The following is a 16,368-nucleotide window of genomic DNA, read 5'->3' as shown; positions in this document are numbered from 1 at the left end:
AGGTCATCCTTTCAGTATTTTAGAATGAATTTTTTCGTATTCAACTATTGATTCGGAGCTAGCCCTAATAGTAGAACCGGTTTGCACTGTCACCTTGCCATTTTGTAGTAGCGTTGAATGAGTTGCTAATGCAAAGTCGAGCTGTCCATTAAAGCCGATATAGCCGATTGCACCACCGTAAAGGCTACGTTCTCCTTCAATTTCATCAATTGCCCGCATCGCCTGAAACTTCGGGTAGCCTAGAACCGATGAGGATGGAAGCAAGGTAGAGAGTGCATCTATGGCATGTAGAGTAGGAGAAAGTGTTCCTTGAATTTCTGATACTACATGCATGACATGCTTATAGCGGACAGTTTCTAAATTTTTAGTCGTATCGATGGAATCGGCTACGCAAAACTTTTCTAAATCCTCTTTTGAAATCGTTAAGAGATGCTTATGCTCTGATAAAACCCCTTCATCGTTCTGTAAGCTCTCTTCTAATGCGGCATCTTCCTCAGTCGACAAGCCACGATTTCGTGAACCGGCAATAATATTTGTTTTCACCGTGTCATTTTGAACAGATAATATACTTTCCGGTGAAGCGCCGATTACTGTATGATCATCAAACTCAATATAGTACATATAAGGTGCAGGATTATTTACACGAAGATGGCGATAAAATGAAAATGCATCTCCAGAAAAATGAGCCTGGAATTTTTGAGAAAGAACAATTTGTGTTACTTCCCCTTGGTCTATAAGGCTCTGCACATGGGCGAATTTTCTGTCGAACTCTTGCTGAGATGTTACATCTACAAACTTACTAAGAGAAAAGGTCTCCTGCTCTTTCTCTTGACCGTATAAAATTTGATGGATCATTCCATCGATATTGGGCTCCGCTTGCTCGGGATCGATATTTGTATGCACAAAGATAAGTTCGTCTGTTAAATGGTCGAAAATAATGATCGTGTCATATACATGGAAATTCACATGGGGCAAGCTAGTATTTTCATGCTCACTATCCCAAATTGTTGCACCGTACCGAATATAACCAATAGCTCCACCTGTAAACGGGAATTCTGTATGATTTGTTACGCGCGGCATCACTTGTTTTAATGAACGAACTAAGTCGCCCTCATAGCTATACGTTTTGTTTGTAATATGACTTGTTTCCGTTAGTAAAGTACCAGAGCCCGAGTAGGTTTTTCGAGGGTTTGCACCAATGAAAGAATAGCGACCAGAGCTTTCATGCTTTGCAGAGCTTTCTAATAAAACCTTTCTCGTTCCTTGCAGGCGATTAAAAATTAAAATCGGTGTAAGACAGTCTCCATTTACTTTTCGAATCGTCGTACGCAATTTGTGTTGTATCATGTTTTTTCCTCCTCTATTTTGATGAAGAATAGACTGGAGCCAAATAAAAAAGTCCTCTACAAAAAGCATTACACTTTTTGTAGAGGACGAACTTTGCCGCGTTGCCACCTCAGATTGGAGTAAACTCCCTCTCGAATCTCGTAACGTGAGATATCCCGTTCACAGACTCATGCCTGCGACTCTCATAAGGCCCATTCACAATCCGATTACGACACGTTTTCACCAGCCACGTGCTCTCTATGCGTCTCCGAAATTGCTACTATTCTTATTCATCAATTTACTCAGCTATACTATTCTCTAACTCATCCTGCTCCTATGGCGGTTACGCTCCCGCAACCTTCAACCAGTCCGAACAAAATATTTATCGTTATTGTAAAATGAAAAACTTGAGAAGTCAATATTTTCAGAAAATATTACGCATAAAAAAATCGGGAAGACTAACATCCCGATTGAAAAATTTAAATTAAATTTTTGAAATCTAATCGCTTATTTAATAGGTACATAATAGGTGCACCAAGAGCTAAGACGACAAATTCTCCAACAGCTACAATTAACCATGTTTCCCAGAAAGGTAATTCCAGTACAAGATTTAACTGAATAGCAATAATAAACATTGTAAATGTAAATAGGAATGTGTTTAAAATTAAACGGATCCAAATATTACTAACAACCTTACAAATAACAATGAGTATCCCTAAAGTAATGATTGTATGGCCGACACCAAATATTAAATCGATCGGGCCAACTGTCGAGAGAAAGGCATTTGAAATAAATACCCCGAGTACAACACCGACAATATATCGTGGATTAAAGACAATTAAATGATTAAAAATCTCAGCGATACGGAATTGTACTTGACCAAAGCTAATTACAGAAAAAAGAAATGTAATCGCAATGTAAAGTGCTGCAATAATAGCACTTGTTGCTAAAAATTTTACCTTCATATTAAATTCCTCCTAGTTTTTTAACGTGGGATGGTTGCGAACCACGGTGCTTGGGCACAAGGTAATATTTTATTATAAACTATCGTTTACGTCAAATGTATAGCAGAAAATACGGTCAGTGAAAATTAATTATTTGAAAATTGATGAAACTTATAGGCTTGTATTTTTTTATTAATAATTAGATATATTCATAGTTTTAAAGCGTAAAATCATTAAAAGTAGATATATTATTAAAATATTATAAAATCTGAACATTCATAATGTTATTGACTATCTGAAAACATCGATGTAAGATAGCGGTACGTTCACACTTTAATCCGTTGAACCGGCAAAGTGTAAAAATATGAATATAGTAGCAGAGAAAATAGGGGGAAATATTATGGCAATAACAAAGAAGAAAATGTCATTCCTATCAACATTAGGGCTTGCGCTTATGCTAGCTGCATGTGGGACTAGTGACTCAGGCAAAAAGGATGATGAGACAACAGGTGGCAGCAAACCTGAAGAATCAAAAACGTATACGATTGGTGTTACACAAATAGTTGAGCATCCATCTCTAGATGCAGCATATGAAGGCTTCCAAAAGGCTTTTGAGGATGCTGGTTTAGAAGTAGAATATAAATTTAATTCAGCAAATGGTGATAGCAGTCAAACAGTATCGATTGCTCAAAAATTAGTTGGGGAAAATGTTGATTTAATTTTTGCTAACTCAACACCATCTGCACAAGCTGCAAAATCAGCGACTGCTGATATACCAATTGTCTTTACATCAGTAACAGATGCTGTAGGTGCGGAATTAATTTCATCAATGGAAGCGCCAGGTGAAAACGTAACAGGTACAGTTGATTTACACCCAGATACAATTGCAAACACAGTGAAGTTCTTAAAAGAAGAGCTGGGAGCGAAAAAAGTAGGTACTGTTTTTAACACTGGTGAGCAAAACTCCATCGCACAAGTAGAACAAGTGAAAAAAGCATTAAAAGCTGAAGGCATTGAGCTTGTAGAGGCAGCTGTTTCTACATCAGCGGATGTAAAAGGAGCAACAGAATCGTTACTTGGTAAAGTAGATTCATTATATATTATTACAGATAATACGGTAGTATCTGCACTTGAGTCAGTTATTGACGTAGCGAATACAAATAGCTTACCTCTAATGGTAGGAGAGTTAGATTCAGTAGCACGTGGCGGATTAGGTGCTTATGGCTTTGAATATCACGATATTGGGTACGAGGCTGGACAAAAAGCAATAGAAATCCTAACAAAAGATAAAAAAGCTGGAGAAATTCCTGCAACATACCCAGCAAATTTAAAATTAGTGATTAATAAAAAAGTAGCTGAAAATCTAGGACTTGAAATTAAAGAGTCTTGGAAGGCTGAAGTTCAATAATTAACAGGAGATGATTCATCGTGTTTACAGCTCTATTCGGTTCTGTTGAGCAAGGAATCATCTATGCAATTATGGCACTCGGAGTGTATTTAACATTCCGAGTGTTAGATTTTCCGGATTTAACGGTTGATGGTAGCTTTGTGACAGGAGCAGCAACAGCAGCGATGATGATCGTGCTAGGCTATCATCCGATTGTGGCTACATTAGTCGCGATAGTAGCTGGATTTATTGCAGGATGTATGACAGGACTTTTACACACAAAAGGAAAAATAAATCCACTGCTTTCAGGGATTTTAATGATGATTGCGTTATACTCAATTAATCTTCGCATCATGGGAATGACGAAGGAAGGCTCAACAGGGCTTTCTAATATTCCTCTATTAAGCGCTGATACTATTTTTTCGCAGTTCCAAAGCTTTTGGGCAAATCTAGGTATCGATACAGGGATTAACAATATGCTACGTGACATGGGCCTTGAAACAGTCCCTTCAACTTACGGAACGCTATTAGTTGTACTAGTAATTACAGTAGTAATTAAATTTATTGCAGATTGGTTCCTAAAAACAGAGGTTGGTCTAGCCATTCGTGCAACAGGGGATAATAAGCGAATGATTCGTAGCTTCTCTGCTAATACAGATTCTTTAATTATTTTAGGACTAGGTTTATCGAATGCTATGGTGGCATTTGCAGGTGCATTAATTGCCCAATATTCGAAGTTCTCAGATATTCAAATGGGTGTAGGGATGATTGTAATTGGTTTAGCTTCAGTTATTATTGGAGAAGCAATTTTCGGTACAAAAACAATCATGCGTACAACGCTAGCTGTTGTAGTAGGTGCGATTATATACCGAATTATTTATGCGTTAGCACTTCGTTTTGAATTTTTAGATACAGGCGATATGAAGCTTATTACAGCGATCATCGTAATATTAGCGCTAATTGTGCCACAAATTGTTAATAAACAAAAAGAGAAAAAACGGAAAGCAAAACGCATTTCTGAGCGAGGAGGCAATCCGTTTGCTTAAATTAGAGAGCATCAACAAAATCTTCAATGAAGGAACACCAGATGAGAAAATTGCCCTAGGAAACATTAACTTGCATTTATCTCCTGGTGACTTCGTTACAATTATTGGAAGTAACGGTGCAGGAAAATCAACGATGATGAATATGATTTCTGGAGCGTTAACGCCGGATTTTGGTACTGTGAAAATTGAAGGTAAGGATGTAACAAACCTTCCAGAGTTTAAGCGATCACAGTTTATCGGCCGTGTTTTCCAAGATCCTATGGCAGGTACAGCACCCTCAATGACGATTGAGGAAAATTTGGCCATTGCCTATTCCCGCAATCAAAAGCGAAGCCTTCGTTTTGGAGTAGACAAGAAACGTCGTGACTTCTTTAGAACATCATTAGAGCGCCTGCATTTAAACTTAGAAAATCGTTTATCGGCAAAGGTTGGTTTACTTTCCGGTGGTGAGCGTCAGGCACTCTCGTTACTGATGGCCACTTTTACAAAGCCTTCGATTTTATTGTTAGATGAACATACAGCTGCACTAGATCCATCACGTGCGGAGCTAATTACTCGTTTAACAAAAGAGCTTGTAGAAGCGGATAATTTAACGACACTTATGGTAACGCATAATATGCAGCAGGCGTTAGATTTAGGAAACCGCCTTATTATGATGGATAAGGGGCAAATCATTTTAGAGGTCGTCGAAGATCGAAAGCCAGACCTAACAATTCCAGATTTAATGGCAGAATTCGAGAGTATTCGTGGAGAAAAAATGAATTCTGACAGAGCTTTACTAGGTTAAACAGAACGTCCTACACTATGTAGGGCGTTTTTCTATTTCCTGGGTAATAGAAAATTCACCAAATTTCGAGTTTGGGATGTTGGGTAGGAGAATTCCAAGTTGAACTAGAATGTTAAAGTCATTGCGAGAAAGGAGGAGTAATGTCAATTATTGAACAAAAAGAAAGTGAAAAGCTGAAAATGTACGAAATATTGTTGCGTAGAATGGATTTACAGCATGAACAATTTGAATCGATTCGAATTCTATATCGAAATGTACGTAAAGGTTATTTAGGTAAACTACGGGCTGATAAGGGGTGTTGTGAGCTAAATATTCAAAGAAAGCATTTTTTATTTCATAGCTATGAATCGTGGAATAGAGATGGTTATACACATCAAATTGATACATTATTATTATAGAGTATTTTCATGCTTGTAATGGAAACAAAGGATATCGGTCGCCGAATTGATTATGAGGAAAGGCGACAAATGATTCAAACAAGAGCAGATGATCCAACGAAGATTAGATTAGATAAGTAACCCGCAAAAAGATAAATTCCCCCTCTACACACAGTGGTAGGAGGGGGGAATTGTCTATACTATACTAACAACCCAAATAATGTGCTGTCTTTGTTGACTTCTTTATATTCAAAGCCGTTTGCTTTCATGCGCTTTAATAGCTCAGGGTAGTCAGCGCTGTCTAGTACTTCGATCCCTACGAGAGCGGGACCGCTTTCTTTATTGTTTTTCTTTGTATATTCAAAGTGCGTAATATCGTCTGTTGGTCCAAGTACCTCACCTAAAAATTGGCGTAGCGCACCTGCACGCTGAGGGAAATTTACGATAAAGTAGTAGAGTAATCCTTCGTGTAGAAGGGATTTTTCTTTAATTTCCTGCATACGTCCAATGTCATTGTTACCACCTGAGATGATAACAACAACAGATTTACCTCGAATCTCATCGGCATAGTAGTCAAGTGCAGCTACTGGTAGAGCACCCGCTGGCTCGGCGATAATTGCATGCTTATTATATAAATCTAGAATTGTTGTGCATACTTTTCCTTCGGGTATTAAAGCTACATCATCAACATATTTGCTACATACCTCGTAAGTCTCTTGACCAACGCATTTTACAGCGGCGCCGTCTACAAACTTATCAATCCAATCGAGTGCAACAGGAGCACCTTGCCCGATTGCAGCATTCATACTACCTGCTCCAGCAGGCTCAACGCCGATAACTCGTGTATTAGGCGAAAGGTTTTTAACATAGGAAGATACACCTGACATTAAACCACCGCCGCCAATACTACCGAAAATAAAATCGATTGGCTCCTCGATATCGTTCATAATTTCAACTGCAACAGAGCCTTGACCAGCCATGACATCTAAATCATCAAAAGGATGAATGAAAATCATATCATGCTCCCCGCAATATGCCATTGCACTTTCAGCAGAATCATCGAAAGTATCGCCTGCTAAAACAATCTCTACATAATCACGTCCGAACATGCGAACTTGGCCAATTTTTTGCTTTGGTGTCGTTTTGGGCATGAAAATTTTAGCTTGAATCTGTAGTTGTGCACAGGCATAAGCAACCCCTTGAGCATGGTTACCAGCACTTGCACATACAACGCCTTTTTCACGTGCCTCAGCTTCGATTTTTTTTATTTTATAATAGGCGCCTCGCAGCTTGAACGACCGTACATGCTGTAAATCCTCGCGCTTGAAATAAATAGTTGCGCCGTATTTCTCGGATAAATAATCATTTTTTTGAAGCGGTGTATGAACAACAACATCCTTTAAAAAATGATGCGCTATTAAAATATTCTCTACCGCAACTGTTTTGGTTTGTGCAACTTCCATCCTTACGTTACCTCCGTTATTAGCTAAAACATTGACTAATTTTATCATAAAAGATTCATTAAATGTTACTAATATTTCGTTTATTCTAAAAATTAAAGAAATGTTCACAATGAAAGCGCTATTATTAAGGGAATATGAGAAAAAGCTCGAGCTATTATAGCCCGAGCTTTTAGTATTTAGAATAAAATATGAGAGATCGCTGCAACGATTGGAATTGAAATAATTGTACGGATTAAGAAAATAAGGAATAGATCCCATACTTTTAATGGAAGTTTTGTACCTAAAATTAATCCACCGACCTCTGACATGTAGATTAATTGTGTAACAGACATTGTGGCAATAAAGAATCGTGTTAATTCTGATTCGATGCCTGCACCTAAAATGGAAGGTAATAGCATATCAGCAAATCCAACGATCATTGTTTGTGCTGCTTCACCTGCTTCAGGGATTTGAAGTAACGCTAAAATTGGCTCAAATGGCATCCCTAAAATTTTGAAAAAGCTTGTGAATTCCGCAAGCACTAATGCAATCGTACCGAACGCCATGATGACTGGTGTAACAGCAAACCACATTTCAAGTACGTTTTTAAATCCACCTGCCGCAATCTTACCTAAGTTTTTGTTAGATTCCGCTTTTGTTAACGCATTGTGTAAGCCGAATGTAATGACATTAAAATGAGCTGGAACGTCTTCGTGATTTTCAGGAAGCTTTGTTCCATCAATTAATACATCCGCTTTGCGAGAAAGTGGGAAAATACGTGGCATAATTAACGCTAAAATCAATCCAACGAAAATGACAGAGCCGTAAAATTGCAAGAAGTAGTTACTCATGCCTATTGTTTCTAACACAACGATACAAAATGTAATCGATACAACTGAGAAAGTAGTTGCGATAACAGCTGCTTCACGAGCCGTATAGTTTTTATCCTCATACTGTTTAGCTGTAAGTAGCACACCAATTGTGCCATCACCAACCCATGAGGCTAGGCAGTCGATTGCTGCTCGACCAGGTACTTTGAAAATAGGACGCATAATCTTTACCATCATAGAACCGAAAAATTCTAATAAACCAAAGTCTGTTAATAACGGTAGTAGTAAACCGGCAAATAAAAATAGTGTAAACATTAATGTGACTAAACCGCCATCTGGAGCAATAAGTAGACCGGCCGTATAGTCGGAGATGAAGCCTTCAGGTCCTACTTGGAATAAATACATCCCTGCAAACACTACGGCAAGAACACGCATCATTGTCCAGAACCAGTGAACGCGGAAAAGCGCATCCATTAATGTACGTGGTCCTTTTTGGGGGATAATATGCATTAGGATTGAACCTAATGCTGCAATAATAAATGTGCCAAATGCAAACCAATGAATAAATGGCTCTACTATTCCACCTAGCCAATTCGCCAAAATAGCAATAGGTACTTTAAGTCCATCATCTGTAGGAATTGGTGTAATAAATATAAAAACACCAATTGCAGAAAGAACTAAAAATAGAAACCACGTATTAAACGAAAATTTCTTCATGTATAATAACCTCTTTATTAATGTAATGTTGAATATTTATACACTATAAATGCTTTATATACAATTGTCTATAGATTTGCATAAAGATTAATTTTTCAGATTTTTTTGGTGAATGAATTTTGTATGCAGTAATAGTAAATGTTGGAGCTGTGAAGGGTTAGTGGTCATAGGGATAGGCTTTGTTTGGATGTTAATACTAGTAGTGATAGTAGTTTGAATTCTTTGAAAAATGTATGAAAAAACGTATATTTGTATATAAGAAGAGCAGACATAGCAAATGCCTGCTCTATAAAAAAGTTTCAGTTAAATTATAAAAATGCACTATCGATAGATTGGTCGATTTCATCCTCGTGGCGAATGATGTAAAACTTTTCTACATTTAACCAGCTTTCACTCATTGGTTGACCGTCTTCTATGCGTTTTGTTGTTTCAGCCATCATCCATGCTGTTTGTGACATATGTGCACGTAATGCAGCTAGTTTATCTTTTTTAACAGAGCTCACGTCGATTGTAACATGTGCCTCTCCGTTACGCTCTACAGTATTATTGGCAAAGCCACAAGCAAGAATACGTGGACGTTCACCCTTTGGCATACGACGAACAGCTTCTACAACAGCACGAGCAGTTGCTTCGTGATCAGGATGTACAGCGAAGCCTGGTAGGAATGTGAAAATTAATGATGGATTTAGCTCATCGATTAAGTTTGTAACGAGCTTCACCATTTTTTCGTCATCTTCAAATTCAATTGTTTTATCGCGCAGCCCCATCATACGTAAATCGGTAATTCCCATTGCATCACAAGCAGCACGTAATTCTACACGACGAATTTCTGGTAAGGATTCACGTGTAGCAAATGGAGGATTACCTAAATTGCGTCCCATTTCACCTAGTGTTAAACAAGCATATGTAACTGGGACATCCATATTTGAATAAAGCTTTACTGCTCCAGCACATGTAAATGCTTCATCATCAGGGTGGGGGAATACGAGTAAAACATGACGTTCAGTTTGTAAAGTCATCTCGGTTCACTCCTTAATAAGAAAACGGCGTTTCACTAATTTCAAGTGCTATCGCTAGTTTCCCTGTATAGTCTAGTCCAGCCATAAGTAGGCGGCCCTGTGTATCAAGCTCGAAATGTGTAATACCTTGCGCATATACCCAGCCATGCTGCATCTTTAATCCGACACGGTGCGGCGAGTCACCTACAATTTTCGCCAATTCATAACAAATGCGGGCATTTCGTATAAATGCACCTGCATTAAAAACTTTCTCGTCGAAATGTGTTGCGTAAGCTCCGTTAGTTGTCTCTAAATGAATGTATACATCTTTGTTCGCAAAAGAATTAAGCAAATTTTGGAGCTGTTCTACTTGTACTTCCTTCATCTTAACTCTCCTTTCGAATCAATCTCTCTATAAGTATAGTCAAATTTTTCTCGGAAAGAAAAGGAAAAAGTCGCATTAAATGATTTTTCATCTAATGCGACTTATAGACTTAAAGTACTGTAACCGTTATTTCTGGTGCGCCAAATCGTGGTTTTGCCCCATGCATTACTGGCCCCACCCATTTGTTTAATGCCCACCCATGAGCAATAGCAGCAGAAACAAATTCTTTTGCTTCAATCACTGCTTCTTCTACAGTGAAGCCGTTTGCTAAGTTTGCACAAACGCTTGCTGCAAAAGTACAGCCAGCGCCGTGGTTATTTGTAGATGCAATCTTTTCAGTTTCGAGTAGCTTAAATTCTTTGCCGTTATAGAATAGGTCGACAGCTTTTTCAGTTGCTAAAGCTTTTCCACCTTTAACGACAACATTTCTTGCACCGAGAGCGTGAATTTTTTCAGCGGCAGCTTTCATTTCGTCGATTGTTTTTGGAGTACCAGTCCCTGCTAGCTGACCGGCCTCAAATAAATTCGGTGTGACGACCGTTGCATAAGGCAGTAAATACTCTATCATTGCCGTTGTATTTCCTGGATTTAATACTTCATCCTCACCTTTACATACCATAACAGGATCAATAACAACATTTTTCGTACCGGAAGCTCTAATAGCCTCGCTAGCAATTTTTATGATTTCTTCAGATGCAAGCATCCCTGTTTTAATGGCATCTACACCTGTAGAAAGAGCTGTTTTTATTTGGGCTTGTAAAACGTCTGTTGGAAGGGCGTATACACCGTGACTCCAGCCGTTATCCGGATCCATTGTTACGACAACTGTTAGGGCTGTCATCCCGTAAGTGCCGTGCTCCTGAAATGCTTTTAAATCTGCTTGAATGCCAGCGCCCCCTGAAGTATCAGAGCCTGCAATTGTTAACGTCTTTTTAAGTACCATGTGTTTATACATCTCCTTAGATTAAATACAGAATTTATAGATTTTTTCATGAGTATATACTGGAACTGGCTTTTAAAAAACGGTCAGTAAAGCACTTTTTTGTAAGGTCAGAAAGTAAAAGTTCACGGTTCTTCTATTGCATCTACAGCATATTTTGTCTACCGTTAAGAGTGAGGTGAACGTATGGATAAAATATTTGAAAACGATTGGCAGGAAGTATTAGCTGAAGAATTGGAAAAGCCTTATTATAAAGAGCTTCAAAAATTTGTCTCTAATGAATATGAGATAGGTACAGTATACCCACCAAAGGGAGAAGTAATGAATGCACTCATTACGACAGCTTACAGAGATGTGAAGGTTGTTATTCTAGGTCAGGATCCCTATCATGGACCGAATCAGGCGCACGGAATGAGCTTTTCTGTAAAGCCAGGTATTCCACAGCCGCCAAGCTTACGAAATATGCTACAGGAGCTACGTGATGATGTAGGCTGTGCAATACCAGAGCACGGTTATTTAATGAAGTGGGCAGAGCAGGGTGTGTTGTTACTAAACACGGTATTAACAGTGCGAGACGGTCAGGCTAATTCTCATAAAGGACAAGGCTGGGAGCGGTTTACAGATGCTATTATTGCGAAGCTAGCCGAAAGACAGGATCCGATTATTTTTGTCCTATGGGGACGACCTGCTCAAACTAAAAAAACGATCTTAAAGCACTTCCCGCAGCATACGGTGTTAGAGGCACCACATCCGAGCCCGCTCAGTGCGTACCGAGGTTTCTTTGGAAGTAAGCCATACTCTAAAATTAATACAGGGTTAATCTCCTGGGGGAAGGACCCGATTGATTGGAGCCTGTAAAGTACTCTGACTTTTCTCACTCTATAAATCATGGTAAAGTATTATAGAAAGTGAGGGAGTTTTAATGAAGATTAATTGTTTTAATTGCCAATATTTCAAAGTGACGTGGGATCCTGCAAATCCACGTGGCTGTGCTGCTTATGGTTTTAAAACAAAGCAACTTCCTTCTATTGTCGTAAAAAGATCATCAGGGATGGATTGCATGAAATTCGTAATAAAGCAGCAGGGGGGACAACGATGATATCATATAACACGGTATTATCTAGCATGGATGCTCTTGTTCAAGGGGCGAAGCTGGCTGGCGATGAGCAGCAGCTACGTGAAAGCTTAGCTGCTATACGTGCTTTATGTAATGTAGTATTACAAAACGGGGAGCAACCAACAAATAATACTAGGCAAGTACAGCAGCAAACGCAATCTACTATACAAAACAGCCCCGATTCCTTATCAAGCAATAAAATGCAGGAGCAGGATGCTAACGGGGATTCCATATTTGACTTTTAATGAAAGAGGGAAAACGATCCATGAAAGGTTCAATAATTTCTGGTGCAATACACGGATTTTTAGCTGTATCACTTGGTGCATTTGGTGCACATGCTCTAAAAGATATTTTAACGGAATATAGTACAGGTATTTGGGAAACAGCTGTTCAATACCAAATGTTTCATGCGGCAGCACTTATTTTAATTGGTATTTTAAGCAGCTCGAAATTATTTGGAGAAGTGAAGAGATTAAAAATAGCAACAATTGTAATGAATTTAGGAATTTTATTTTTCTCGGGTAGCTTATTTACATTAGCCTTAACAGACATCGGTAAATTCGGTGCTATTACGCCAATCGGTGGAGTGCTGTTTTTAACAGGTTGGGTAATGGTGATACTTGCTACACTAAAACATGCAAAATAATACGCAAGCCATTCTCTTTAATTAATTAAAGTCAGAATGGCTTTTTTCGCGAATAACATAAAAATTAAAAGGGAGCTAGGAATATATGAATCAATTATTTTCTTTACTAGAAAACAACTTTGAAGAAATGGTAGCCATTCGCCGTTACCTTCACGAACGACCAGAATTATCATTTCAAGAGGTACATACCCCTGCCTATATCGCTAATTTTCATCGTGAACTAGGTCTAGAGGTGCGTGAAGGAGTTGGAGAGCGTGGCGTAGTGGCTACGTTAAAAGGTGGTAAGCCAGGTAAAACTGTTGCCTTGCGTGCGGATTTTGATGCACTCGCCATTCAGGAGTTAAATGACCTACCGTACAAATCGAAAAGGGACGGTGTGATGCATGCGTGTGGTCATGACGGGCATACAGCGACGCTTTTAATATTAGCGAAAGCCCTAACTACTATACGTGAGGAGCTTCAAGGGAATGTTGTGTTTATTCATCAGCATGCAGAGGAGCTTGCACCAGGTGGGGCGAAGGCGATGATTGAGGATGGTTGCCTAGAAGGGGTAGATGTTATTTTCGGTACACATTTATGGGCACCGACCCCACTTGGCGATGTGTTAGTACGTGACGGAGCAATAATGGCGGCTGCTGATCGCTTTGAAATTGTAATCCAAGGAAAGGGAGGACACGGTGCAGAGCCACATCATGCAGTGGATGCAGTTGTAGTGGGCGCGAACTTTGTTACCCAGCTTCAAACTTTAGTTGCTCGTCGTATTGACCCGTTAAAATCAGCGGTAGTATCTGTTGGTCATTTTGAGGCGATAAATCCATTTAACGTCATTGCGGATACAGTGAAAATGCAAGGAACAGTACGAACTTTTGATGAAGAGGTTCGTAGCCAAATTGAACAGGAAATCGAGCTACTATTACAAGCTACATGTACAGGTGCACATGCCTCATATAGCTACAATTATTTTAGAGGCTATCCACCAGTCGTTAATCACAAGAGAGAAACAGATTTTGTAGCGGAGATTGCACAAAATATTCCAGAGGTTGAAAATGTCATTACATGCCCACCCTTTATGATTGGTGAGGATTTTGCCTATTATATGGAACATGTGCCAGGAACATTTTTCTTTACGGGTGCTAAAAACCCTGTGTGGGAGGTGGCGTATCCACATCATCATGCGCGCTTTGATTTTGACGAACGTGCTATGCTCATTGCAGCAAAAGTGCTAGGTGAGGCGACAACCAAATATTTATCAGCACAAGAATAATGAGTTGAGAGATTATTCTCGCAATTATCAAAAAAAGTAAAAAAGATAAGTCGATGTCATAAATGGTTTTATTGCATAAAAAGGCGAACATTATTTTAGATTGAAGCGGAAGACGGCGACTCCTGCGGGAAAGCGGAGTGATGAGACCTCGCAGGAGCAAAGCGACAAGAAGGCTCAGCGCTTCGCCCGCGGAAAGCGTCCGTCTGAAGAGGAAATCGAACGATTATAGTTTTTATTCATTTATTGTTCGTATACAATAGTTATTTTATGAGTTATGAAATTGATTCAGATAAGTGGAAAAATACTCTATTTAGTGATATATCTAAATAAGGTTATAAAATTATGTCGATTTTTAGGAATAAGAGCTGATTTTTGTAATATTAAAAGGAGGGATAAAAGTGCGAGTTGGGACAAAATTAAACATTGCTTTTTATTCGATTATTTTATTGCTTTGTATTTCTGTAGTAATAAGCTGGTTCAATTTGAAAAATATTGAAGAAAAATCGGATGAAGCTTTAGATAATCGACTAGTACAAATTAAAGCGGTTGATCAAATTCGTTTTGACTTAGCAATGCAGGGGCTATACGCGCGTGCATTAGTATTAGATGGTGACAAGGAAAACGAAGAAAACTTAGCATTCTATCAAGAGGAACTAGATAAAGGCATTATACATTTATCAGAATTATTTAGTAGTGATACGATGCAGGGCTACTGGGATGAAATGAATAACTATAATACTCTTTTCAATGAAGTAGCGAAAAAAACAGTATTTGCCTATAAAATGGGCAATATTGAAGAAGCGGTGCGTATTGTAAACGGTGAATTGCAAACAACAAATGAAGGAATTTTAGCAGCTGCTGAAAAAATGAATGAATATCAGACTGATCAATTAGCAATTATAAAAGAAGAAAATGCAAAAGCAATCAAAATATCGAGAGATACGTCATTTTTTGTATTGGTATTCAGTTTAGTAATTAGTGTTTTCTTAGTACTATATGTACGTCGCAAAATTACGGCACCATTACAGCTTGTTACAAATGCGGCAAATACGATTGCCACAGGGGACCTGTCTCAAGAGGATGTAGCATTTTCATCAAAAGACGAAATCGGCCAGCTTGCAACTGTATTTAATAGTATGAAAAATACTTTACGTTCATTGATCCAAAACGTTCAATCGAACGCACAGCAATTAAGTGCAGCTGCTGAGGAGCTATCTGCAAGTACTGAGGAAGTAACTGCAACAACTGAAGATGTAACAAAACAAGTGGCAGATACTTCTGAATTAGCTGGAGTATCAGCACGTGCAGCAGGTGAAAGTGCACGCGCTACAGAAGAAACAGCTACAGGGGTACAACGAATTGCAGAAGCTACACAAACATTAAACTCGACATCAATTGATGCAAGTGAAACCGCAACACATGGTAGCGAAATTATAGAGCATGCTAAACAGCAAATGACGGTCATAAATGATTCGACACAAACGGTCAATGAGCTTGTTCAAAAACTAGCGCTACAAACAGAGGAAATCGGTAATATTACGAAGGTCATTACAGATATTACAGATCAAACGAATTTATTAGCTCTAAATGCTGCTATTGAAGCAGCTCGTGCTGGGGAACATGGAAAAGGCTTTGCTGTTGTAGCAGATGAAGTTCGAAAGCTCGCGGAGGAGTCGAAAAATTCAGCGAACTCGATTGTAGCTTTAACGATGGAGATCAAAACAGATACGGAAAATGTCGAAAAGGCTGTATCGAGTTCACTAGTGTCTGTAGAAGATGGCGTTAAGGTGATCAGTGATGCAGGAAAATCATTTAATGCTATTTCTGAAGCAGTGAATAATATGACTTCACAAATTCAAGAAATTTCTGCAACATCTGAAGAAATATCAGCAAGTGCAGAGCAAGTTTCCGCCTCTGTCAACGAAATATCAAATGGCTCAAAGGTGGCGTCAAGCAAAGTTGATACAATTGCTGCTGCAATGCAGGAGCAGTTAGCGACGATGGAAGAAATAAGTAGTGTAGCAGTGAGTCTAAGTGATAACGCACAAGATTTGCAAGTAGAAATTCAAAAATTTAAAGTGTAAAAAAATGCCCACCTCGTCTATCGATAAAGTGTACCCTTTGTAAAGGACATTTTGAAAAAAGCCTAGGCAACTTGTTGA

General features: G+C 38.7%; 17 protein-coding genes, 1 riboswitch and 1 other annotated feature. Of the genes, 10 read left to right on the top strand and 7 right to left on the bottom strand.

Annotation, left to right across the window (positions count from 1 at the left end):
- Window positions 1-3: 3 nt before the first annotated feature.
- Window positions 4-1,347 (bottom strand): chorismate-binding protein, encoded by a 1,344-nt coding sequence (locus V4T18_RS16800; protein ID WP_332651383.1) that lies wholly within the window; start codon window positions 1,345-1,347, stop codon window positions 4-6.
- A gap of 79 nt (window positions 1,348-1,426) precedes the next feature.
- Window positions 1,427-1,629 (bottom strand) — a binding site (T-box leader).
- 176 nt (window positions 1,630-1,805) lie between these two features.
- The gene (locus tag V4T18_RS16795) at window positions 1,806-2,291 is read right to left on the bottom strand and encodes a QueT transporter family protein (protein ID WP_332651382.1); all 486 of its coding nucleotides are present in this window, start codon (window positions 2,289-2,291) and stop codon (window positions 1,806-1,808) included.
- A gap of 6 nt (window positions 2,292-2,297) precedes the next feature.
- Window positions 2,298-2,342, bottom strand: a riboswitch (PreQ1 riboswitch).
- A 328-nt stretch (window positions 2,343-2,670) separates the two neighbouring features.
- Here V4T18_RS16795 and V4T18_RS16790 point away from each other — a divergent pair.
- From V4T18_RS16790 to V4T18_RS16775, 4 genes are all read left to right on the top strand, one after another.
- Window positions 2,671-3,678 (top strand): ABC transporter substrate-binding protein, encoded by a 1,008-nt coding sequence (locus V4T18_RS16790; RefSeq protein ID WP_332651380.1) that lies wholly within the window; start codon window positions 2,671-2,673, stop codon window positions 3,676-3,678.
- Between the two features lie 20 nt (window positions 3,679-3,698).
- Window positions 3,699-4,703 carry an ABC transporter permease gene (locus V4T18_RS16785; RefSeq protein WP_332651378.1) on the top strand — a complete coding sequence of 335 codons (1,005 nt, stop codon included), beginning with the start codon at window positions 3,699-3,701 and terminating at the stop codon, window positions 4,701-4,703.
- A complete protein-coding gene (locus tag V4T18_RS16780; protein WP_332651377.1) occupies window positions 4,696-5,490 on the top strand; it encodes an ABC transporter ATP-binding protein in 795 nt (264 codons plus the stop codon). The genes V4T18_RS16785 and V4T18_RS16780 overlap by 8 nt, the downstream gene beginning before the upstream one ends.
- Window positions 5,491-5,630: 140 nt before the next feature.
- Window positions 5,631-5,888, top strand: coding sequence for a hypothetical protein (locus V4T18_RS16775; RefSeq protein WP_332651376.1), 258 nt, complete (start codon window positions 5,631-5,633; stop codon window positions 5,886-5,888).
- Window positions 5,889-6,067: 179 nt separating this feature from the next.
- Here the strand turns inward: V4T18_RS16775 and ilvA are convergent, their stop codons facing one another.
- The 5 genes from ilvA to thiD all read right to left on the bottom strand — a co-directional run bounded on the left by ilvA (window position 6,068) and on the right by thiD (window position 11,182).
- Entirely contained in the window at window positions 6,068-7,330 is a 1,263-nt protein-coding gene (gene ilvA / locus V4T18_RS16770; RefSeq protein ID WP_332651374.1) for a threonine ammonia-lyase IlvA, read from the bottom strand.
- A gap of 176 nt (window positions 7,331-7,506) precedes the next feature.
- The gene (locus tag V4T18_RS16765; protein ID WP_332651373.1) at window positions 7,507-8,856 is read right to left on the bottom strand and encodes a YjiH family protein; all 1,350 of its coding nucleotides are present in this window, start codon (window positions 8,854-8,856) and stop codon (window positions 7,507-7,509) included.
- 308 nt (window positions 8,857-9,164) lie between these two features.
- On the bottom strand, window positions 9,165-9,875 hold the full coding sequence (gene bshB2 / locus V4T18_RS16760; protein WP_332651372.1) for a bacillithiol biosynthesis deacetylase BshB2: 711 nt from the start codon (window positions 9,873-9,875) through the stop codon (window positions 9,165-9,167).
- Window positions 9,876-9,888: 13 nt separating this feature from the next.
- Entirely contained in the window at window positions 9,889-10,239 is a 351-nt protein-coding gene (locus V4T18_RS16755) for a YojF family protein (protein WP_332651370.1), read from the bottom strand.
- A gap of 109 nt (window positions 10,240-10,348) precedes the next feature.
- On the bottom strand, window positions 10,349-11,182 hold the full coding sequence (thiD, locus tag V4T18_RS16750) for a bifunctional hydroxymethylpyrimidine kinase/phosphomethylpyrimidine kinase (RefSeq protein WP_332651369.1): 834 nt from the start codon (window positions 11,180-11,182) through the stop codon (window positions 10,349-10,351).
- A 183-nt stretch (window positions 11,183-11,365) separates the two neighbouring features.
- On the opposite strand from thiD, the gene V4T18_RS16745 reads away from it, so the two are divergent.
- From V4T18_RS16745 to V4T18_RS16720, 6 genes are all read left to right on the top strand, one after another.
- Complete coding sequence (locus tag V4T18_RS16745) at window positions 11,366-12,037, top strand: uracil-DNA glycosylase (RefSeq protein WP_332651367.1); 672 nt, start codon at window positions 11,366-11,368, stop codon at window positions 12,035-12,037.
- 64 nt (window positions 12,038-12,101) lie between these two features.
- Window positions 12,102-12,278 carry a uracil-DNA glycosylase gene (locus V4T18_RS16740; RefSeq protein ID WP_332651365.1) on the top strand — a complete coding sequence of 59 codons (177 nt, stop codon included), beginning with the start codon at window positions 12,102-12,104 and terminating at the stop codon, window positions 12,276-12,278.
- Window positions 12,275-12,541 (top strand): YwdI family protein, encoded by a 267-nt coding sequence (locus tag V4T18_RS16735; protein WP_332651363.1) that lies wholly within the window; start codon window positions 12,275-12,277, stop codon window positions 12,539-12,541. The genes V4T18_RS16740 and V4T18_RS16735 overlap by 4 nt, the downstream gene beginning before the upstream one ends.
- A 20-nt stretch (window positions 12,542-12,561) precedes the next feature.
- Window positions 12,562-12,942: a DUF423 domain-containing protein gene (locus V4T18_RS16730; protein ID WP_332651361.1), complete on the top strand. Its 381-nt coding sequence runs from the start codon at window positions 12,562-12,564 to the stop codon at window positions 12,940-12,942.
- Between the two features lie 85 nt (window positions 12,943-13,027).
- Window positions 13,028-14,206, top strand: a complete 1,179-nt coding sequence (locus V4T18_RS16725; protein WP_332651360.1) for a M20 family metallopeptidase — start codon at window positions 13,028-13,030, stop codon at window positions 14,204-14,206.
- Window positions 14,207-14,604: 398 nt separating this feature from the next.
- Entirely contained in the window at window positions 14,605-16,290 is a 1,686-nt protein-coding gene (locus tag V4T18_RS16720) for a methyl-accepting chemotaxis protein (protein WP_332651358.1), read from the top strand.
- The last annotated feature ends 78 nt before the right edge of the window (window positions 16,291-16,368 follow it).

Source organism: Lysinibacillus sp. 54212 (assembly GCF_036662795.1).
GTDB lineage: Bacteria > Bacillota > Bacilli > Bacillales_A > Planococcaceae > Lysinibacillus_B.
This window is presented reverse-complemented; position numbering and strand designations above follow the sequence as displayed.

Coding starts and splice junctions, on each gene's coding strand:
- V4T18_RS16775 (WP_332651376.1), top strand. CDS start 5,631: ATGTCAATTATTGAACAAAAAGAAAGTGAAAAGCTGAAAATGTACGAA.
- V4T18_RS16790 (WP_332651380.1), top strand. CDS start 2,671: ATGGCAATAACAAAGAAGAAAATGTCATTCCTATCAACATTAGGGCTT.
- V4T18_RS16755 (WP_332651370.1), bottom strand. CDS start 10,239: ATGAAGGAAGTACAAGTAGAACAGCTCCAAAATTTGCTTAATTCTTTT.
- bshB2 (WP_332651372.1), bottom strand. CDS start 9,875: ATGACTTTACAAACTGAACGTCATGTTTTACTCGTATTCCCCCACCCT.
- V4T18_RS16725 (WP_332651360.1), top strand. CDS start 13,028: ATGAATCAATTATTTTCTTTACTAGAAAACAACTTTGAAGAAATGGTA.
- V4T18_RS16745 (WP_332651367.1), top strand. CDS start 11,366: ATGGATAAAATATTTGAAAACGATTGGCAGGAAGTATTAGCTGAAGAA.
- V4T18_RS16765 (WP_332651373.1), bottom strand. CDS start 8,856: ATGAAGAAATTTTCGTTTAATACGTGGTTTCTATTTTTAGTTCTTTCT.
- V4T18_RS16735 (WP_332651363.1), top strand. CDS start 12,275: ATGATATCATATAACACGGTATTATCTAGCATGGATGCTCTTGTTCAA.
- ilvA (WP_332651374.1), bottom strand. CDS start 7,330: ATGGAAGTTGCACAAACCAAAACAGTTGCGGTAGAGAATATTTTAATA.
- thiD (WP_332651369.1), bottom strand. CDS start 11,182: ATGGTACTTAAAAAGACGTTAACAATTGCAGGCTCTGATACTTCAGGG.
- V4T18_RS16795 (WP_332651382.1), bottom strand. CDS start 2,291: ATGAAGGTAAAATTTTTAGCAACAAGTGCTATTATTGCAGCACTTTAC.
- V4T18_RS16730 (WP_332651361.1), top strand. CDS start 12,562: ATGAAAGGTTCAATAATTTCTGGTGCAATACACGGATTTTTAGCTGTA.
- V4T18_RS16740 (WP_332651365.1), top strand. CDS start 12,102: ATGAAGATTAATTGTTTTAATTGCCAATATTTCAAAGTGACGTGGGAT.
- V4T18_RS16800 (WP_332651383.1), bottom strand. CDS start 1,347: ATGATACAACACAAATTGCGTACGACGATTCGAAAAGTAAATGGAGAC.